The following is a 17,584-nucleotide window of genomic DNA, read 5'->3' on the forward strand; positions in this document are numbered from 1 at the left end:
GGTCACCGGCTCAGCCCAGCAGTGCCAGGCGTACCGCGAAGCCGATGAACACCAGGCCCAGCAGCCCTTCCACGGCCGACCGGCGGCGCGCGGCCCTCGCCGTACTCCCCCGGGCCCGCCCGGCCCCGCGGCGGCGCGCGAGGTCGGTGGCGACCACCAGCAGCGCGAGCCACCCCGCGGCGATCGCCAGATAGACGCCGGCGAGCAGCGCCATGGTGCGCTGCGGCGGGTCGTGCGGGCCCACGAACTGCGGGAGGTAGGCCAGCAGGAACACGCCGACCTTGGGGTTGCTGCCGGTGGACAGCACGCCCAGGCCGTAGCAGCGGCGCAGGGTGAGCGATCCGCCGGGCGGCCCCTTGCCACCGGACGCCCGGTTCGGCCGTAACGCGGCGGCCAGCACCGACAGGCCCCAGCCGAACAGCACCAGGGCGCCCGCCCACCGCAGTGCCGTCCAGGCGGCCGGATCGGTGCGCAGCGCCAGCGACACGCCGCTCAGGGCGAGCGCGGCGTGCCCGGCGCCGGCGGTGAGCATGCCCGCCGCGCCCGCGCACGCCGGGGCGCGGCGGCCGGTCCTGAGCACCAGATGAACCGTCAGGACGGCGTCGGGCCCCGGCGAGAGGATCACCAGCGCGGACGTGGCCAGGAACGAGGCGGTGACCGCGGTCATCCGGCCGTTCCGGCGGCGGCCTTGGGGGCGGCAGCGGTGTCGGCCGGTTCGGGCAGGCCCCGGACCCGTACCGGCGGGGCGGCGCACAGGGCGTCGGACACCGGGACGTGACGCACCGTCGCCTCGGTGTCCGCGGGCACGGCGAACACGGCGGTGACCGTGTCGCCGCGCCGGACCGCCGGCACCTGGCGGCGCAGCCGGGCCAGCGAGACCCGGCCGCCGTGCCACGGGCACACCAGCCGGGCGCCGTCCTCGCTCACCGACGCCAGGTGCAGCGGGCCGCCGCGGTGCGGGCAGCGGGCGCCCATGACGAACCCGTCGGAGCCGTCCCGGCGGGTGCGGGCGTACACGTAGGGCGTGCCCGCCACCTCGACGCAGTTGCCCGCGCCCGTGGCGGAGAAGGTCACGACAAGCACGACGTGTAGTCCCCGACCGAGTAGATCTGGTAGACGCATTCCTCGGACTCGATGATCGCGCCGTGCAGGCGGTTCTTCTGGATCACGACGCCCTCGCCGGCCTCCAGGATGAGGTGCGAGTCGAAGCCGCTGACGAACTTCATGGTGCCGGAGACGATGTGGCACAGCTCGTCGCCGTCGTGGCAGTGGGTGTTGGACAGCTCGCCGAAGGGCTCGACGATGTCGGCCAGGGGCGGCTTCACCCGGCCGCTGGTGATCGCCTCGTAGACCGGCGCGTGCAGCTTGTTGTACTCCGGCTGCCCGTCCATCCAGGCGATCTGGGCGGAGAAGTCGTCGTCGGCGACGGTGAGCAGCGCCCGGTACTCCTCGATGCCGCGCACCATTTCCGGGATGACGCCCTCGCCGTGCTCCTCCACGATCGGCAGCAGCAGCTTCTCCAGAGCCATGCGCCCGTGGTGCTGGTCGATGTGGACGTGCTCGGTGAAGTACGTGACGTCCACCTGGTCGCCGAAGATCTCGGTGAGGGTGTCGACGGCGTGCCGGCACCAGTCGACGAGGCTGGACTCGGTGTAGAACAGGGCGCCGAGGTAGCGGAAGAACAGCTCGTGGTTCTTGCCGAGGTAGTGGAACCAGTTGTTCAGCAGCAGGCTGCTGTTGAGGTAGTACTGCCAGTACCGGTGCAGGTCGGAGCGCAGGCCGGCGGACTCCAGGGTCCGTTCGAACAGGCGGCTGTGCTTGGTCTCGTGGACGCCGTATCCGTACTCGTCGATGATGATCTTGAACCATTCCGACTGCGGCTGCCCGTAGTGGCCCAGCACGTTGCGGATCATCGGCGAGGCCTCGGACAGGAAGTCGGGGGCGAGCTGGATCAGCCACATCCGGGCGGCGCGTTCCCGGTCGGTGGACGACAGGATGGCCTGCGCGGTCTTCGAGGGGCCGCCGGTCATCGTGGGCTCCAGCGATTCGAGGTAGGCCAGGAAGGTGTCCTTGGTCCACTTGCCGGAGACGTCGACCTCCTCGTCCAGGAATCCGAAGGCGTAGCGCTCCAGAGCCGGGCGGATCGTCTCGCCCAGGGCGCGGTTGCCCGGGCTGTAGAAGTTCTTGAAGTCCTCGGCGCGGTCGCCCAGTCCGGACTTCGGCAGGAAGACCAGGTCCGCCTCGTAGATGGCGGTCAGCAGCCGCTGGGCGGCCAGGCTGGGGTAGTTGAGGATGTCGGCCCTGGCCGGCGGGGTGCTGAAGTCGAGATGCCGGAGTACTTGGGGGCGCAGTTGGCGGCGGTAGGGGTTGTCGTCGTTCAGCCACTCGTCGTTGTCGAGGTAGAGCGGGTTGGTGGCGTAGCGCATGACGGCCTCGCGCAGGTCGTCCGCGCCGAGTTCGAACGGCCGGTAGGCCGGCAGGGAGTGACTCATCGTCGTTCTCCTTGGGTGTGGGAGGGAGTTGCGCACGCCGGGGGTACGGGGGTGCTGCGTGCGGAGGGGTGAGTCGCGGGCGGGTCCGGGATCGGCGGAAGCGGGATCGGCGGGGGCGGTGTGCGGCCCGCGCCGGGTCGGTACGGGCGGGAGCGCTAGTGGGCGGTCAGGCGGGTGTCGGACCAGCGCAGGAGGAGTTCGGCCGTCGTGCCCCGCCGTACCGGCACCGTCCGCTCCAGCGGGATGAGGGCCTGCGCCCAGTGGGACGCGGTCTTCTCCGGGGCGTTGCCGAGCACGATTCCGGCGCCGTAGTCCAGCGAGAACCAGGCCACCAGGGCGTCGGCGCGCCCGTCCGCGGTCGCCGGCAGGCGCGCCGGGCACGATCCGGGGGTCAGCGGCTCGGCCCGGAAGTCCCACCCGACCAGCGGCACGGGCTCGGTGAGGGTCCGGTGCGGCCAGGTGTGCAGGCGCACCGGGAAGTGCCCCTGGGTGGCGGTCATGTTCATCAAGGACACGTCGTAATCGGCCGCGGACTGCGCCCGGTTGAGCCCGGCCACCGCGTCGCTCTCGATGAGCTGGCCGTACAGCCGCGCGCCGACCGGGATCATGATCCCGTCGGGGGCCAGCAGGTGCTCGCGGGCGTGCCGCAGTGTGGGCAGCAGGCCCTCGCCGATCAGGCCGCAGTCGACGATCTCCGAGATCAGGACGTCGGCCCGGCGTCCGATATCGCGTTCGGCCACCAGGCCGGTGGAGCGGCCGGTCAGCACCGTGACGGCGCCGGACATGCCGTGCCGTTCGACGGTCTGCCGGGCGATCTCGGCCAGCAGCGGGTTCTCCTCGCAGGTGTACACGTGCCCGGCGCCCGCCCGGACCGCGGCCATCGCCAGGAATCCGGTGCCCGTGCCGATGTCGAGCACCAGCGCGCCGGCCGGGATCTGCTTCTCCAGCGCCTGCACCAGTGCCTCGTTGCGCTCCGCGTCGTTGAGCATGGCGAAGTGCCAGCGCGGTACGGAGCGCCGGGCGATCTCGGCGAAGCCCCCGGAGTCCCAGGAGAGCAGCGCCTCGGGCCGGGCCAGCGCGTCGGCCGTCTCCTGGACCAGGCGGCTCAGTTCCAGCGCGCGGGTCTGGAGCGACGCCAGGGCCAGCCGGCCCAGCGGCGACATCCAGGCCGCGTCCTGCACGGCGGCGCCCGGTGGCGGCGCGCCGGTGGTCGTACCGTCTCCCGGACTGGCTTTCACAGAGTCGGTCATGCTGTCGGCACGCTCCTTGGCTGTGCTCCGGTGGGGGGAACCGGGTCGAACAGACGGTGGGAGTGCTGTGTCGCGTGCGTACGGGCCGCCCGGCCGGGCGGGGCAACGGCCGTGTCCCGCCCGCGCGATGCGCGTAGAACCCGGCCCGGATTCCGCCGGTGCGCGGATTTCCCGGAGCCGTCCGGCAGGCGGCGGCGATGTCCGCCGCGTGCGGTCGGGCGCGTACGGTCAGAAAAGCGTCGTGCCGGCCGGCACGGATGCGCGGGCGCCGCTGAACGGACAGGAAAGAGCGCGGGTTTCGGTCACGGTTTTCTCCTGCGGCAATCGACGTTGCTTTCCGCGGGCACGCCCGGCAGGGCACGCCAGCGCACTTCGGTGGGGGATGCGCGGAGGTCGCGGGAATTCGCGGACACCGGACAGGTGTGGAGCCGGCCCGTCAAGCGGAGCCGACCGGCCGCCGCACACGATAGGCCGGGGTGGTGACGTACGACACCGCTTCCCGCCGCTTTTGGCCACCGGGAATCGGCCGGTAATTGACTGTGAACTCACGTCCGCCGGGCGGCTTTACGCGGGCGGTCGGCGCCTGGAGCGACGCGGTGAAGCGCTCGCGGCCGAGGGATTTTTCGCACCGTGGACACGGGCCGGAACGAAACGCGGGTGGGCCCCGTTTTCCCGGCGCGCGGCGGCCGCGTGCGCCGCGACCACGTACGCACGCCCCGGCGCGCGCGGACCAGCGGCCGGCGCCGGGCGTGCGCCGCGTAAGTACGGGCCGCCGCGGGGCCGATCGGGGCTACGTCAGCTGCGGACCGGAAAGGAATACGTCGGGCCCGGCGGCCTTCCGCCCGGCCGGCGCGATCCGCGCTCGGCGGCGGCCGGTGCCTGCTCCTTTCGGACGGCTGCTTGTCGCCCCCGGCGGACACCGTATTTTCTCCGCGGACGGCCGGATGTGTCCCCCGTCGTCCGGCCGGTCCCGGGTGCTCACGTGGCGTCAGTTCGGGGGCATGGGCCGCGGCGAAAACCCGTTGCCGGAGCGCGGGGCGCGGCTCGACACTGCAGTCGTGCTGGGCTTCGTCAGGACCGACAACGAGGCACTCGTCGCGTGCCTGGGCGACCCGCAGCGCACGGTCGCCGCCTTTCACGAGCTGCTGCGGCGCGACGCCGACGCGCTGGACGCGATCCGGGCCGGCCTGCGGCACGAGAACGCGGCGGTCCGCGAGGGCTGCTGCCGCCTCCTGGACCATCTGGCCGACACCGACTCCATGACCGACCTCGTCGAAATGGCCGACGATCCCGACGCCGACGTCAGGATCGCCGCGTTCCACGCCCTGGGACCGCTGCAAGAGCGACGCCTGCGCACCGGGCGCGGACCTGGTCCTCGAACCCGCGCTGCGGCACCTGGCCGGCGACTCGGACCCGCACGTCCGCGCGAGGGCCGCCGAACTCGTCGGCAAATTCGCCCACACCGACATCCGCGCCGTGACCGCCCTGGAGACCTCCCGCGCCCACGACCCGAACCCGACCGTCCGCAAAAAGGCCGGCTGGTTCGCCCCCGGCGGCCCCGTCCACGCACGCACCGCCCCCCGCGCGCGCCGCTAGCAGGGCGCCCCCTGCCCGACCGAACACTCCAGGACCCGCCCGTCGTCCGTGCCGATCAGCAACCGCCCCGGCCCGGCGACCGTCAGCGCGGTCGGTACGACAAGCACCGCCCCGACCGTCAGGTGCCGGCGCCAACGCACCGTGCCGTCGCGAAGATCGAGCCCGACGATCTCACCGTCCTCGTAGCCCACGTATGCCGTCTCCGCGTCGGCGTCCAGATCAGTGGCCCCGGCGTCCGTGCGGAACACCCAGCCGGGCGCCCCGTCCGCGGCCTCGCGCCGGCGGATGCCGGGCGCGTACACCCGCTGAAGGGCGGCGGGCTCCGGGTCAGGTCCCTAGGCTGGGGCGCATGTATACGATGACGGTCTCGCGGCACATCGGCGCATCGCCTGACGCGGTCTACCGGGCCCTGCTGGACGCCGAAGCGGTGGCGGCGTGGCGGGTGCCGGACGGGATGACGTGCACCGTGCACGAGTTCGAGGGGAGGCAGGGCGGCGCCTTCCGGATCTCGTTGACGTACGAGTCGGCCGGGGCGGCCGGGAAGACCTCCGGGGCCACGGACACGTATTACGGGCACTTCGTGGAGGTGGTGCCCGGGGAGAAGGTGGTCGAGCGGCTCCGGTTCGTCACGGACGACCCCGGGCTCGCCGACGAGATGACGATGACGACCACCTTGACGCCGGCGGACGGCGGGACAGACGTGGCGATCACCCACGAGGGCATCCCCGACAGCGTGCCCGCCGCGGACAACGAGACCGGCACCCGTATGGCGCTGGACAAGCTGGCGCGGTGGACGGAGACGGCGACGGCCTGACGGCACGTGCCCGCGGGTCGACGCCCGGCCCTCCCCCGGCGCGGTGAGAAGCGACGGGCGTGGGCCGGGCGTCCGGGACCCGTGGGTCAGGGCTCGATGGCCTCGTCGACGCCGGGGAACACCGGGATCACCTCTTCCAGGCCGGTCATCTCCAGCAGCCGGGCCACGGTCTGCTGGGCGCCGGCCAGGGCCAGCGTGCCGCCGCGGGCCTGCACGGCGCGGTGGGTGCGCAGCAGGGCGTTGAGGCCACTGGAGTCCATGAAGGTGACCTCCGTCAGGTCCACCACCACCCGCGGCGCCGCGCCGCCGTCGTCCCCGCTCTCCGCCGCGGCCGCTGTCAGGGCCTCCTCCAGCGCATAGGCCGAGGTCAGGTCGATCTCCCCCCGCACCTCGGCCACCACCACTCCGCCCGCGGCCGACCGCCGCGTGATCGCCACGCCCTCGTCAGTCACTGCACACCCTCCGCATCGCGCCAGCCATCGTGGACTCCCCGCGCCTAGATCACCCCAGGTCACATAGGCGTGTCAACGGTGACTCCCCTTGCCCCGGAACAACGGCTGCCGCGGTCGCGGGGTCACGGCCGCACTCCCCCTCGTACGCCCGGTGCCGTACAAGCCCTGCGCTGCGCAAAGGGGTCGCACCGGGCCCGGGTCAGGCGTCACAGTGGAGCAACGATGGACGAGAAGCAAGTAGTGAAGGTGTCGAAGTTCCTGTCCCTGGTCCTGCGGCACAACCCGGGGGCGGTCGGGGTCGTGCTGGACGAGGGCGGCTGGGTCGACGTGGACGAGCTGATCACCGCCTGTGCCGCGCGGGGGCGGCGGTTCTCGCGGGCCGACCTGGATCACGTGGTGGCGACCAACAACAAGAAGAGGTTCGCCTATTCGGAGGACGGGCGGCGGATCAGGGCCAGCCAGGGGCACTCGGTGACCGTGGACCTGGGCCTGCCCCCGGCGACCCCGCCCGACGTGCTCTTCCACGGCACGGCGGCGGCCAGTCTGCCGCTGATCCTGCGCGAGGGGCTGCGGCCCATGTCGCGGCAGGACGTGCACCTGTCGGCCGACATGGAAACCGCCATACGGGTGGGGTCGCGGCACGGCCGTCCGGCGGTGCTCGAGGTGGACGCGGCGGCGCTGGTGGCCGCCGGTCACGTCTTCCGGGTCAGTGCGAACGGGATGTGGCTGACCGACTCGGTGCCGCCCGAGCGGCTGCGCCCGATGCCCCGCTGACCCAGGCCCCCGCCAGGCGCCCCCGAGGCGCCCTGGCCCCGGCCGTACGCGGCCGTACGCGGCCGTACGCGGCCGTACGCGGCCGTACGCGGCCGTACGCGGCCGTACGCGGCCGTACGCGGCCGACGGCCGACAGCGGCCGGCCGCGGGACCGGGGCGGGCGACGTCGGGGGACTCCCGCCGGGAACGTCAGCGGTAGCGGGCGGCCAGCTCGGCGTACCGGTCGAGGTTCTCCAGGCTCTGCGCCTCGGGTTCGGTCGGCAGATAGAGCAGCACGCGCTCGACACCGAGAGCGGCGTACCCCTCGATCACCTCGCTGTCGGTGGGTCCCGCGTAGACCGTGACCGGGATGTCCCGGTCCGCGGTGGCGCGCAGCCGCTCGATCATGCCGCCGAGCTTTTGCGGCGGGTAGGCGTTGACCAGCCAGGCGTCGCCGAACCGCGCGATGCGCGGGAACGCGGCCTCGCCGCCGCCCACGTAGATCGGCGGGTGCGGGCGCTGCACCGGCTTGGGCCAGGCGAAGACCGGGTCGAAGTTCACGAAGTCGCCGTGGAATTCGGCCTTTTCCTTGGTCCACAGCTCGACGATCGCGCCCAGGCGCTCGTCGACGAGGCGGCCGCGGGTGGCGGGGTCGGTACCGTGGTTGGCCATCTCCTCGCGGTTCCAGCCGACGCCCACGCCGAAGACGGCCCGGCCGTCGGAGACCAGGTCCAGCGAGGTCACCTCCTTCGCCGTGTGGATCGGGTCGCGCTGCGAGACCAGGGCGATGCCGGTGCCCACCAGCAGCCGCTCGGTCACGGTGGCGATGGCGGTCAGCGCCACGAAGGGGTCCAGCGTCCGGTAGTAGATGTCGGGCAGCTCGCCGCCGCCCGCGTACGGCGTACGCCGCTCGACCGGGATGTGGCTGTGCTCGGCGATGAACAGCGAGTCGAACCCGCGTTCCTCCAGGGCCCGGCCCAGCGGGACCGGCCGGATGCCCTGGTCGGTGATGAAGGTGGAGATGCCGAACTTCATGCTGCTCCTTCGGTCGGATGGCCCTGCCCGACCCTAAGCCGTACCCGCCCGCCCCATCCCGCACCGCCACCGCACCAGGTTTTCGCTGTGAAGGAGCCCACCCCGGCTCCCGGGAATGCCTTGCCGGACCGGGCCGCGCGGGAAGGATGACCGGCCGTGGACAGCGCCGTACGTGTCAGACCCGCGCGGGCGGACGACCTCGCGGCATGCGGACGGCTCGCGTCGCAGTACAGCGGCGGGGCCGCCGCGGCCTGGTCGGAGCGGTTCGCGGCACTGCTGCCGCCCGGGCCGCACGCCCTGTTCGTGGCCGCTGAGCCCGGCTGCCCGGGCGGAATCTCGGCTACGGCAAGGTGCACCACTTCACGCGCGACGGGCAGGCACCGCCCGATGCCGCGCCGGACGGCTTCTATCTCTCCGGGCTGGTCGTCGCCCCGGGTCACCGGCACCAGGGCGTGGGCACCGCCCTGGTCCGGGCACGGCTGGCATGGGTCGCGCGGCGGGCGCCGTACGCCTGGTATTTCGCCAACGCGCGCAACGTCGCGTCGCTGAGGCTGCACGCGGAGCTGGGCTTCGTCGAGGTGACCCGCGACTTCAGCTACCCCGGCGTGGAGTTCTCCGGCGGGGTCGGAGTCCTGTGCCGGGCCGACGTCACCGGGCCGGCCGGGGCGTCCGCGGGCTGACCCGGGCGCCGCGGCCGGGCACCGGGGGGCCGGCGCGCGACAGCGGCGAACTCGCTCCCTGAGCGCCCTCGAACCCCCTCCTCGCACCCTCGGGTCGCCCGCATTCTTCCCGTCATTCCCTTAATGACTTTATGTCCGTTTTAATCCCATGTGGCATAAAAGGCGCTTTACGCGCCCTGAACGCACCGCGCCCGCCGGGTCACCCCATGTCGCTCAATGAAGGCCCGCTGAGTGATGCACAGCACATTACCTGGATCACTTACGAAGAAAGCTAGTAGAAACCCTCGCCCGGACTCTCCCCTGGCAGCCGGCGCGAAATGCGGGTGGCAATGCCACGCACGCCCAGCGACCTACTATCACGCTTAGCAAAAAGGGTAATTGTGGCGGAATTTATCCGCTGCTAAGAATGTGCCCGCCGCAGCGAACCGCTAATCGGAAATGCGGGTCGGATTGACGGAGGGACCGGCAACTGCGGGCAAGCAATAACTGGAACGAGGTCCGCACCATGCCGAAACACGCCTTCACGCGCTCGAAGAAGACGCGTCTGTTCGCCACCGGTGGCGCTGTCGCCGTCGGCGCCTTCGCGCTGAGCTGCGCGGTCATGCCGGGAACGGCCCTGGCCGCCACCTCCTCTTCCGCCACTCCGGCCGCGAACACCACGAGCGCCGCGAAGACCGCGTCGGCTTCCGGGTCCGCCACCACCACGTACACCGTGAAGTGGGGCGACACCCTGTTCAAGATCGCCCGCACGCACAACGTGCAGGGCGGCTACTGGTCCATAGCCAAGACCAACCACATCGCCAACCCGAACCTGATCTACCCCGGCCAGGTCCTGACCCTGCCGGCCGCGGCGGCGGGCACGTCCTCGTCGTCCACGTCCATGACGGGCACCTCCACGACGGCGTCGTCCTCGTCCTCGTCCACCGCGCAGGCCGTTCCGGCCTCCGCGACGACGCCGGCCCCGTCCAGCACGTCCAGCTCCACCAGCACGTCCAGCACGTCGACCCAGTACGCCAACAACCTGGACGGCTGGATCAAGCAGTCGCTGGCGATCATGGCCCAGAACGGGATCCCGGGAACGTACAACGGCATCTACCGCAACGTCATGCGGGAGTCCTCGGGCAACCCGAACGCCATCAACCTGTGGGACTCCAACGCGGCCGCCGGCCACCCGTCCAAGGGTCTGCTCCAGACGATCCAGTCCACCTTCGACGCCTACCACGTGCCGGGCACCTCGTACAACATCTACGACCCGGTCGCGAACATCACCGCGGCGTGCAACTACGCGTACCACCGGTACGGCTCGATCGACAACGTCAACGGCCCGTACTAAACCGGCTGATCGACTGACCGTCGGCCGGCGAACAGCCGGCCCACCGACGTGATCCCGACCTGACTCCGGCATCCGCGGTCTGCCCGTGGCCGATCCCTCGGCCACGGGCAGGGCCGTTTCCCGGACGCCCGGAGCCGGACACCAGCAACCGCCGTGCGGCAAGCCGGATTTGCCGGGCGCGGGTGCCGCGGAAAGCGGCCGTGGCGCGGGAGTTGCCCCCTATGCTGGCCGCCCAAAGCTGTGCTTGTCAGGAAACAGGGGGGGTTGGTCATGTCTGCCCGTATTCGCAGACGGGTGCTGCCACTGTGCGTGGCCGCGCTCGTGAGCGTCGCGATCGGGAGTACGACGACGGCCGAGGCGGCCACCACGACGGTCTCACCCGTCACCATCGTCAAGAAGGCCCGGAAACTGCCGGTGTGGCAGGTCGTCATCGCCGGGAAGGCCAGCGGTCACGCGTTCCGGCGCTCCGCGCTGCTCGCCCTGGCCCCGACGCAGACCCGGGTCACCACCAACGGCGTCAACCCGCTGGACCTGTGCCTGATCTCGGGCACACCGGCGGTCCAGCCGCAGCCCGGCGCCATCCACTTCAGCAGCAACTCCGCGTGCTACGGCTACCGTTCGCGCTTGGACATGGGGTACGTGAAGGTCTCGGGGGGCACCGCCACCTTCACGCCCGACTCCCGGCTGTCGGCGACCTTCGTCAACAACCACACGTCCTCGTACGGCGTGACCGCCTGCATCTACTACCCGGTCTCGGGCAAGGGGACGTACACCTTCTACTCCAACGGTGTGGTCCGGGGCACCGTGGTCTACTCCGGGTTCGGCGGCTTCGGCTGCGGCTGGTCCACGTACGTGGCCGCGGTCGCGGGCAAGCGCGCCCAGTGACACCGACGCCGGGGGCCGGTACGGGAGCGGCAACGCCCGTACCGGCCCCCGGTCGTTCCCGGCGCCCGGGACACGGCCGCGCTCGCCGGCGCCGCACCGCCGGTGCCGTACCCTCGCACCGTGACCGAGACCCAGCCACGCGGTGACCTGCGGCCACCGGGCATCGACGCCGACGAGGCGACCACGCTGCTGACCTTCCTGGACTACCTGCGCAACGCGGTGGCGGCCAAGACGGCCGACCTCGCGGAGCAGGAGGCCCGCCGGCCCGGGGTGCCGTCCGGGACGAGCCTGCTCGGCCTGGTCAAGCACCTGGCCGCGGTCGAGCACAACTGGTTCGTGTGGGCCTACACCGGCGCGGGCGAGGCCCCGTTGGACGACGAAGCACCGGCGCGAGCGAGGGCGAGAGCGTCCACGACGTGCTGGCCGCCTACCGGGACGCGGTGGCGCGCAGCAACGCGGTCGTCGCGAACTGCCCGGATCTGACCCGGCCCGGGGCGCGTTCGCTGCGGGAGACCCCTCCCCCGTCGATGCGCTGGATCCTGGTGCACATGATCGAGGAGACGGCCCGGCACACCGGCCACGCCGACATCCTGCGTGAGCAGATCGACGGCAGTACGGGGCGGTAGTCAGGGCGCCGCCCATGCCGAACCCGCCGGCGTGTGCCGAAATGCCGGAAAGGCGCGGATACGGGGAAGGGCCCGCCGGACCGACCGGCGGGCCCTGTGCCGCGGCTCACCCGGGGCGCGATCGCCCCGGCCGGCCGTACGGGGAGGGTTACGCCTCGCTGCGGACCACGAGGACCGAGACCGGCGCGCTCTTGGCGACGCCGCGGCTCACGCTGGAGTGCAGCAGCGCGGATATGCCGCTGTAGTGGCCGGGACCCACCGCGATGAGGTCGCTGCCCAGCGCCTCGGCCCGCTCCACGAGGATGGCGGCCAGGTCCTCGCGCAGGCCCTCGTCCACCTCGCCGTCGGCCTCGATGCCTTCCGACCGCAGCCGGGCGAGCGCGTCGTCCACGACCTGGCGGCCCTCGGCGGCCTCCTCGACCGGGAGGACGGCGCCGCCGGTCAGCCCGCCGGTGATGACCTCGGACGGCCGGATGTGGATGACGTGGACCGACCCGCCGGTCAGCTTGGCGAGGTTGGCGACGTTGTCCAGCACGGCAGTGGCATGCGGCGTGCCATCGACAGCGGCGAGGATCTTCTTGAACATGGAGTCAGCTTCCTTGCATCAAGGGGGTCTCGGGGTTCCTTCGGCCCTTCGTACCAGGTCAGCGACCCGCAGAGGCGCTCGATTCCCAGCCCGCGGGTGATACCGGTCACGTCGCCCGGCCGCCCGTTTCCGCCGCTCCCGCCCCCGCGTGCGCGCGGCCGTCAACTCGGCGCCGCGACACGGCCGGAGCGGGTGCGCGGGAGTTCCGGCGGATCACGCGGCGCTTGCCTAAGATGGCGCAGCGTGAGCACTTCACCGGGTGGTGACTCGTGTTCCTGATGCGGCCGGCCCGGGCCGAGGACCAGGACACGGTGCGTGAGCTGGTCGAGGTACGGAGTCAGTGGCTGGAGCGGCGCGGCCTGCCCGGCTGGCGGGACAGCGCCCGGCAGCTCGCCGCGCGCTGCGGCACGCATCAGGGGACCGTGTGGCTGCTGGAACGGGCCGGGCAGGTGATCGGGCACACCACCGTACGGCGGGACTTCGGGCCGCCGTGGGGCTGGACGCCGGAGGAACTGGCCGAGCCGGCGCTGTACTTGAGCGACACGGTGACGCATCCCGCGCACCGGGACGCCGAGCCGGGGTCCTTGATGTCGCTGTGGGCGGTCGACCGGGCCGCGCGGGAGGGGCGGGCGTGGGTGCGGCGCGACTGCACCTCGACCGCGGTGGTGGCCCACTGGGCGGCGCGCGGATTCGCCGTGGTGCACGACGTACCCGGGCCGCCCCGCCGGGTGTTCACCCTGGCCCGGCGGGCGGAGCGCCAGGCGTGGCTGCGGGACGTACTGCGGGTGGAAACGCCCGCCCCGGCCGCCGACAGCCCGACGCCGGCGCACGGGGGCGCCCTTGCGGTCGTACGTCCACCGGCTCGCGTCCGCTGCCCGGGAACGGAGCGGTAACGCCCGGCGGCCCGGGCGCCCGACGGCACGCCCCGGGCCCGTCCGCATCGGCCCGAACCGGTACGGATCGGTATGGATCGGTTGGGATCGATACGGATCGGTCCGGGAGAACCGCCGGTGAACCAGCACGAACCGAAACGAAATCGCACCGACTTGCACGTACTCGCACGGACCCGCACAACACAACAGAGCCCGACCGAGCCCGATGGAGCCCCATGGAGGAGGACCACGTGTCGATACGGCCGGCGGTGCCGGCGCGGTGGGAGGAGCGGCACCGGGACGCGTTCGGCTGCTCGGCCTGGGAACGGGCGCTGCACCACGCGTGGGTGCTCACCTGCTGGCGGCCGAACCCGGAACTGGGCGGCCAGCCGGACCCGCACCTGGCCGAGCAGGACGGCCTCGCGGTGGCGTCCGTCCTGTACGGAGCGGCGCAGGCGCACCACCTGCTGGTGGACGATCTGCCGCTGGACGAGGCGGCGCTGTTCGCCACGACCGTGCTGAGCGCGAGCCTGGACCCGCCAAGACCCAGACTGCCGGCGCCGAGACACGGCGCCGTGCTCACCGACGAGGGACTGGGCCGGGTACTGCGGGCCCTGGGTCCGCACGACGCGGGCGCCGATCCGCCGCTGCCGCCCGCCCGGGTGGGCTACCGCACCCGTGACCTGCTCGCCCGTCCCGGCGGGCACACCCGCCCGTACCGGGACGACTGGTCGATGTACGTGGGGCTCGCCTGGGACGGCATAGACCAGACGGGCGGGCGGCCCGGCGACCGGGCCGGAGAGGTGGCCCGGCGGGCGGAGGGCATCAGACCGCCCGAGGCCCTGCGACGGCTGGCGGCCACCCACCCGGACCTGCGCGTCTTGGCCACCGAGGGGCGCCTGCCCCGGGCCACGGCCGGCGCCTCCTGGCTCTCCCACGCCGGCCGACTGATCTGCCTGTCGTACGAGGTGGTGGCCGCGATCGGGCAGTCCCCCCTCGATCCGGGCACGCTCCCGCTGCCCGTGATGGGCGCCATACGGGCCTACGCCACGGCCGTCGACAGCCTGGCCGCGGCCGCCCGGGACTTACAGGGCCTGTGGCGGGCGCACGCCGGGCAGCGGCCGGAGCCCGACCCCGCGCGCTGGGCGGAACAGGAGATCCCGCCCTCCCTGCACGCCCAACTGCGCGACACCGAGCGGTGCCTGGCCGCGATCTGCGCGGTCCTGCTGGGGCCGGCCAGCGGCTGACCGGGATTGATCGGGACTGATCGGGACTGATCGGGGACGACCGGCGCGGGAGCACGGAGCCGCGCGCGTCCGGGGCGGGTCACCGGCGGCGTACCCGGGCCCGTACGGCCGGGGCGGCGACCCGGCAGCACGATAGGGACGTGGCAGGGCACGACAGGACGCGGCGGGACCCGACAGCACGCGGTGGCGCGCGGAGACGCCCGGAGGACGCCGGGCGGGTCGGCGTTGGCGGGCGGCACGCGCCGGAGGAATGCTGGAAACCTGCCCGGCGGGCTGCCGGACGGCACGGCGGGACCGGATACGGGGCAGGGAGCCGATCCGGTACGGGACGACGCGCGCGAGGTGGGCATGGCCACGCTGACATCGGTGAACGTGGGGCTGCCGAAGGACGTGCCGTGGCAGGGCCGCACGGTGCGCACCGGGGTGTGGAAGGCACCAGTGACCGGGCCGCGGATGGCACGGCGGCTGAACATCGACGGGGACGGGCAGGGCGACCTGGCCGGGCACGGCGGCGAGATGCGCGCGGTGCTGGTGTACCAGCTCGACTCCTACCGCCACTGGGCGCGCGAACTGGACCGCGACGACCTGCGGCCGGGGCATTTCGGCGAGAACTTCACGGTGGACGGGCTGCCGGACGACGAGGTGTGCGTCGGGGACCGCTACCGGATCGGCGGCGCGGTGTTCGAGGTCACCCAGCCGCGGGTGACCTGCTACCGGGTGGGCCTGCGGCTGGGCGTGCCCGCGATGGCGGCGCTGCTGGTGGCGCACCGGCGGCCCGGGTTCTACCTGCGGGTGATCGAGGAGGGCGAGGTCGCGGCCGGGCAGGAGATCGTCAAGGTCGCCGACGGCCCCGAGGGGATGACGGTCGAGGAGATCGACGCGGTGCTCTACCTGCCCGGCCGCACCCGGGAGCAGGTCGAGCGGGCGCTGCGGATCCCGGCGCTCAGCCCGGGCTGGCAGGCCTCGATGCGGGCGCTGCTCGACCAGCCCGACGGCGGCTCCGCCACGGGCGCCGGCAACGCGGGCCTCACCGGTGCCACCGCGCCGCCGCCGGCCTGGCCGGGCTTCCGGCCGCTGACCGTCACCCAGGTGCGGCCGGAGAGCGGCAGCGTGCTGTCCCTGACGCTGGCCGCGCCGGACGGCGCCGCGCTGCCGCCCCCGCTGCCCGGCCAGTTCGTGACGCTGCGGATCCGCCCGGCCGACGGCGCGGCGCCGCTCGTGCGCAGCTACTCCCTGTCCGGCGAGCCGGACGCGGGCACGTACCGGATCAGCGTGAAGCGGGAGCCGCACGGCGTGGCGAGCGGCTATCTGCACGCGCGGGCAAGGGCCGGCGACGAGGTGGAGACGGCCGCGCCGCGCGGTACCTTCTGCCTGTCCGGGGGTGCGGAGCCGGTGGTCCTGCTGTCCAGCGGGGTCGGCGCCACCCCGGTGCTGGCCATGCTGCACGCGCTCGCCCGGTCCGGCGCGGACCGCGAGGTGTGGTGGCTGTACGGGGCCCGCGACGGCACGGAGCACCCGTTCGCAGCGGAGAGCCGGGACCTGCTGGCCGCACTCCCCCGCACCCGCAGCCGCGTCTTCTACAGCCGTCCCGGGCCCGGCGACCGCGCGGGCGAGGACTACACCGACGCGGGCCGGCTCACCCCGGCGCGGATCGGCGGCCTGGGGCTGCCGGCCGACGCGCACGCGTACCTGTGCGGGCCGCGGGCATTCATGGACGACTCCACGGCGGCCCTGGTCGACGCCGGTCTGGACCCGTCCCGGATCCACACCGAGCTGTTCGGGGCCGCGGCCGGGCTGACCCCCGGCATCGCCGCGGCGGGCGGCCGCGCCCCGCACCAGCCGGCGGGCGAGCCGGGCACCGGCCCGGAGGTGACGTTCGCGCGCAGCGGCCTGACCGTGCGCTGGCCGGCCGGCTGCGCCAGCCTGCTGGAGCTGGCCGAGGCGTGCGACGTGCCGGTCCGCTGGTCCTGCCGTACCGGGGTGTGCCACACCTGCGAACTGCCGCTGCTCGCCGGGGCGGTGGCCTACTCCCCCGACCCGGTCGAGCCGCCGGCCGCAGGCAACGCCCTGATCTGCTGCTCCCGTCCCGCCGACGACGTGGAGTCGGTCGTACTGGACCTGTGAGCCGGCGCGTCAGCGCACGATCCGCTGCTCCTCGGGTTCCGGTTCGGCCAGGAAGGAGCCGTAGCGGGGACTGCCGTCGGGCTCGTAGGTCAGGGCGAGCACGCCGGTGGAGGTGGTCCGGCTGCCGGTGAGGCGGAAGGCCGTGGCCGGGCCGTCGTCCGGGAACAGCCGGTGGCCGGCGCCGAGGACCACGGGGTAGACCAGCACCTGGAACTCGTCCACCAGGCCGTGCGCGAGCAGGAAGCGGACCAGCCCGCCGCTGCCGAACACCTGGAGTTCGCCGCCCTCGGCCGCCTTCAGCTCGGTGACCGCGGCGACCGGGTCGGGGCCGAGCAGAGTGCTGTGCCGCCAGGCCGGCTCGGGCCGGGTGAGCGTGGTCGAGGCCACGTACTTGGGCAGGCCGTTCAGGGTGCGGGCGACCGGGTTGTCGTCGGAGATGTGCGGCCAGTAACCCGCGAAGATCTGGTACGTGTGCCGGCCCAGCAGGAACGCCCCGGCGGCGGCCATCCGCGCGTCGATGATCTCCCCCATGTCGTCGTCGGCGTACGGCACCTGCCATCCGCCCTGGTCGAACCCGTCCCGCCGGTCCTCCTCCGGCCCGCCCGGCGCCTGCACCACGCCGTCCATGGTCATGAAGCTCGTCACGGTCAGTCGCATGTCCCTCACCTCACGGTGTCCGTCCGGTGTCCTGTCGCCCTTGATGACGACGGGCGCGGCCCGGATTCATCGGTTTCATCGGTACGGGGTCCCGCGCGGGCCGGTCCACGGCTGAGGTCCGTACGGGTGACGGCCGCCGCCGAGCCCGCCCGCATTCCGCTATGCCAGATAGCTATGTAACA

At 73.1% G+C, this 17,584-nt stretch carries 18 protein-coding genes and 2 pseudogenes; 11 read left to right on the plus strand and 9 right to left on the minus strand.

Annotation, left to right across the window (positions count from 1 at the left end; all coding sequences use genetic code 11):
- Positions 1-10: 10 nt before the first annotated feature.
- The 4 genes from ITX44_RS37080 to ITX44_RS37095 all read right to left on the minus strand — a co-directional run bounded on the left by ITX44_RS37080 (position 11) and on the right by ITX44_RS37095 (position 3,742).
- Positions 11-667, minus strand: coding sequence for a LysE family translocator (locus ITX44_RS37080; protein ID WP_205363759.1), 657 nt, complete (start codon positions 665-667; stop codon positions 11-13).
- Positions 664-1,083: a Rieske 2Fe-2S domain-containing protein gene (locus ITX44_RS37085; protein WP_205363764.1), complete on the minus strand. Its 420-nt coding sequence runs from the start codon at positions 1,081-1,083 to the stop codon at positions 664-666. The genes ITX44_RS37080 and ITX44_RS37085 overlap by 4 nt, the downstream gene beginning before the upstream one ends.
- Complete coding sequence (locus tag ITX44_RS37090) at positions 1,071-2,492, minus strand: iron-containing redox enzyme family protein (protein WP_205363765.1); 1,422 nt, start codon at positions 2,490-2,492, stop codon at positions 1,071-1,073. The genes ITX44_RS37085 and ITX44_RS37090 overlap by 13 nt, the downstream gene beginning before the upstream one ends.
- 155 nt (positions 2,493-2,647) lie before the next feature.
- Complete coding sequence (locus ITX44_RS37095) at positions 2,648-3,742, minus strand: class I SAM-dependent methyltransferase (protein ID WP_236062340.1); 1,095 nt, start codon at positions 3,740-3,742, stop codon at positions 2,648-2,650.
- A 1,001-nt stretch (positions 3,743-4,743) separates the two neighbouring features.
- Here ITX44_RS37095 and ITX44_RS42450 point away from each other — a divergent pair.
- Together ITX44_RS42450 and ITX44_RS43255 are read left to right on the plus strand one after the other, a co-directional pair.
- Positions 4,744-5,013, plus strand: a pseudogene (locus ITX44_RS42450) (hypothetical protein); the annotation flags it as partial.
- 124 nt (positions 5,014-5,137) lie between these two features.
- Complete coding sequence (locus ITX44_RS43255) at positions 5,138-5,338, plus strand: HEAT repeat domain-containing protein (RefSeq protein WP_265934374.1); 201 nt, start codon at positions 5,138-5,140, stop codon at positions 5,336-5,338.
- Here the strand turns inward: ITX44_RS43255 and ITX44_RS37105 are convergent.
- Positions 5,335-5,640 (minus strand): outer membrane protein assembly factor BamB family protein, encoded by a 306-nt coding sequence (locus ITX44_RS37105; protein ID WP_205363766.1) that lies wholly within the window; start codon positions 5,638-5,640, stop codon positions 5,335-5,337. The genes ITX44_RS43255 and ITX44_RS37105 overlap by 4 nt on opposite strands.
- Positions 5,641-5,687: 47 nt before the next feature.
- On the opposite strand from ITX44_RS37105, the gene ITX44_RS37110 reads away from it, so the two are divergent.
- The gene (locus tag ITX44_RS37110) at positions 5,688-6,152 is read left to right on the plus strand and encodes an SRPBCC family protein (protein WP_205363767.1); all 465 of its coding nucleotides are present in this window, start codon (positions 5,688-5,690) and stop codon (positions 6,150-6,152) included.
- 86 nt (positions 6,153-6,238) lie between these two features.
- On the opposite strand, the gene ITX44_RS37115 is transcribed toward ITX44_RS37110, so the two are convergent.
- Positions 6,239-6,604: an STAS domain-containing protein gene (locus tag ITX44_RS37115; RefSeq protein WP_205363768.1), complete on the minus strand. Its 366-nt coding sequence runs from the start codon at positions 6,602-6,604 to the stop codon at positions 6,239-6,241.
- Between the two features lie 222 nt (positions 6,605-6,826).
- On the opposite strand from ITX44_RS37115, the gene ITX44_RS37120 reads away from it, so the two are divergent.
- On the plus strand, positions 6,827-7,378 hold the full coding sequence (locus ITX44_RS37120) for an RNA 2'-phosphotransferase (protein ID WP_205363770.1): 552 nt from the start codon (positions 6,827-6,829) through the stop codon (positions 7,376-7,378).
- A gap of 189 nt (positions 7,379-7,567) precedes the next feature.
- Here the strand turns inward: ITX44_RS37120 and ITX44_RS37125 are convergent, their stop codons facing one another.
- Positions 7,568-8,392, minus strand: a complete 825-nt coding sequence (locus ITX44_RS37125) for an LLM class F420-dependent oxidoreductase (protein ID WP_205363772.1) — start codon at positions 8,390-8,392, stop codon at positions 7,568-7,570.
- A gap of 320 nt (positions 8,393-8,712) precedes the next feature.
- Between ITX44_RS37125 and ITX44_RS37130 the strand changes: the two genes are divergently transcribed.
- The 4 genes and pseudogenes from ITX44_RS37130 (at position 8,713) to ITX44_RS37145 (ending at position 11,916) form a co-directional block, all read left to right on the plus strand.
- Positions 8,713-9,072: a GNAT family N-acetyltransferase gene (locus ITX44_RS37130; protein ID WP_265934376.1), complete on the plus strand. Its 360-nt coding sequence runs from the start codon at positions 8,713-8,715 to the stop codon at positions 9,070-9,072.
- A gap of 505 nt (positions 9,073-9,577) precedes the next feature.
- The gene (locus tag ITX44_RS37135; protein ID WP_205363776.1) at positions 9,578-10,405 is read left to right on the plus strand and encodes a LysM peptidoglycan-binding domain-containing protein; all 828 of its coding nucleotides are present in this window, start codon (positions 9,578-9,580) and stop codon (positions 10,403-10,405) included.
- 270 nt (positions 10,406-10,675) lie between these two features.
- The gene (locus ITX44_RS37140) at positions 10,676-11,290 is read left to right on the plus strand and encodes a hypothetical protein (protein WP_205363778.1); all 615 of its coding nucleotides are present in this window, start codon (positions 10,676-10,678) and stop codon (positions 11,288-11,290) included.
- Positions 11,291-11,410: 120 nt separating this feature from the next.
- A pseudogene (locus ITX44_RS37145) lies at positions 11,411-11,916 on the plus strand (DinB family protein).
- Between the two features lie 148 nt (positions 11,917-12,064).
- Here ITX44_RS37145 and ITX44_RS37150 read toward each other — a convergent pair.
- Positions 12,065-12,502: a universal stress protein gene (locus ITX44_RS37150; protein WP_205363780.1), complete on the minus strand. Its 438-nt coding sequence runs from the start codon at positions 12,500-12,502 to the stop codon at positions 12,065-12,067.
- Between the two features lie 278 nt (positions 12,503-12,780).
- Between ITX44_RS37150 and ITX44_RS37155 the strand changes: the two genes are divergently transcribed.
- The 3 genes from ITX44_RS37155 to ITX44_RS37165 all read left to right on the plus strand — a co-directional run bounded on the left by ITX44_RS37155 (position 12,781) and on the right by ITX44_RS37165 (position 16,745).
- On the plus strand, positions 12,781-13,395 hold the full coding sequence (locus tag ITX44_RS37155; protein ID WP_236062355.1) for a GNAT family N-acetyltransferase: 615 nt from the start codon (positions 12,781-12,783) through the stop codon (positions 13,393-13,395).
- Between the two features lie 215 nt (positions 13,396-13,610).
- Positions 13,611-14,621: a hypothetical protein gene (locus ITX44_RS37160; RefSeq protein WP_205363785.1), complete on the plus strand. Its 1,011-nt coding sequence runs from the start codon at positions 13,611-13,613 to the stop codon at positions 14,619-14,621.
- 348 nt (positions 14,622-14,969) lie between these two features.
- On the plus strand, positions 14,970-16,745 hold the full coding sequence (locus ITX44_RS37165) for an MOSC and FAD-binding oxidoreductase domain-containing protein (protein WP_205363787.1): 1,776 nt from the start codon (positions 14,970-14,972) through the stop codon (positions 16,743-16,745).
- Between the two features lie 9 nt (positions 16,746-16,754).
- Here the strand turns inward: ITX44_RS37165 and ITX44_RS37170 are convergent, their stop codons facing one another.
- Positions 16,755-17,402 (minus strand): dihydrofolate reductase family protein, encoded by a 648-nt coding sequence (locus tag ITX44_RS37170; protein WP_205363789.1) that lies wholly within the window; start codon positions 17,400-17,402, stop codon positions 16,755-16,757.
- Between the last annotated feature and the right edge of the window lie 182 nt (positions 17,403-17,584).

It is taken from the genome of Actinacidiphila acididurans, from assembly GCF_016918855.1.
Lineage (GTDB): Bacteria > Actinomycetota > Actinomycetes > Streptomycetales > Streptomycetaceae > Actinacidiphila > Actinacidiphila acididurans.

Excerpts from the sequence above, each read along its gene's own strand:
- ITX44_RS37120 (WP_205363770.1), top strand. The coding sequence starts at position 6,827 with ATGGACGAGAAGCAAGTAGTGAAGGTGTCGAAGTTCCTGTCCCTGGTC.
- ITX44_RS37170 (WP_205363789.1), bottom strand. The coding sequence starts at position 17,402 with ATGCGACTGACCGTGACGAGCTTCATGACCATGGACGGCGTGGTGCAG.
- ITX44_RS37125 (WP_205363772.1), bottom strand. The coding sequence starts at position 8,392 with ATGAAGTTCGGCATCTCCACCTTCATCACCGACCAGGGCATCCGGCCG.
- ITX44_RS37095 (WP_236062340.1), bottom strand. The coding sequence starts at position 3,742 with ATGACCGACTCTGTGAAAGCCAGTCCGGGAGACGGTACGACCACCGGC.
- ITX44_RS37080 (WP_205363759.1), bottom strand. The coding sequence starts at position 667 with ATGACCGCGGTCACCGCCTCGTTCCTGGCCACGTCCGCGCTGGTGATC.
- ITX44_RS37165 (WP_205363787.1), top strand. The coding sequence starts at position 14,970 with ATGGCCACGCTGACATCGGTGAACGTGGGGCTGCCGAAGGACGTGCCG.
- ITX44_RS37155 (WP_236062355.1), top strand. The coding sequence starts at position 12,781 with ATGCGGCCGGCCCGGGCCGAGGACCAGGACACGGTGCGTGAGCTGGTC.
- ITX44_RS37160 (WP_205363785.1), top strand. The coding sequence starts at position 13,611 with ATGGAGGAGGACCACGTGTCGATACGGCCGGCGGTGCCGGCGCGGTGG.
- ITX44_RS37150 (WP_205363780.1), bottom strand. The coding sequence starts at position 12,502 with ATGTTCAAGAAGATCCTCGCCGCTGTCGATGGCACGCCGCATGCCACT.
- ITX44_RS37135 (WP_205363776.1), top strand. The coding sequence starts at position 9,578 with ATGCCGAAACACGCCTTCACGCGCTCGAAGAAGACGCGTCTGTTCGCC.
- ITX44_RS37140 (WP_205363778.1), top strand. The coding sequence starts at position 10,676 with ATGTCTGCCCGTATTCGCAGACGGGTGCTGCCACTGTGCGTGGCCGCG.
- ITX44_RS37090 (WP_205363765.1), bottom strand. The coding sequence starts at position 2,492 with ATGAGTCACTCCCTGCCGGCCTACCGGCCGTTCGAACTCGGCGCGGAC.
- ITX44_RS37110 (WP_205363767.1), top strand. The coding sequence starts at position 5,688 with ATGTATACGATGACGGTCTCGCGGCACATCGGCGCATCGCCTGACGCG.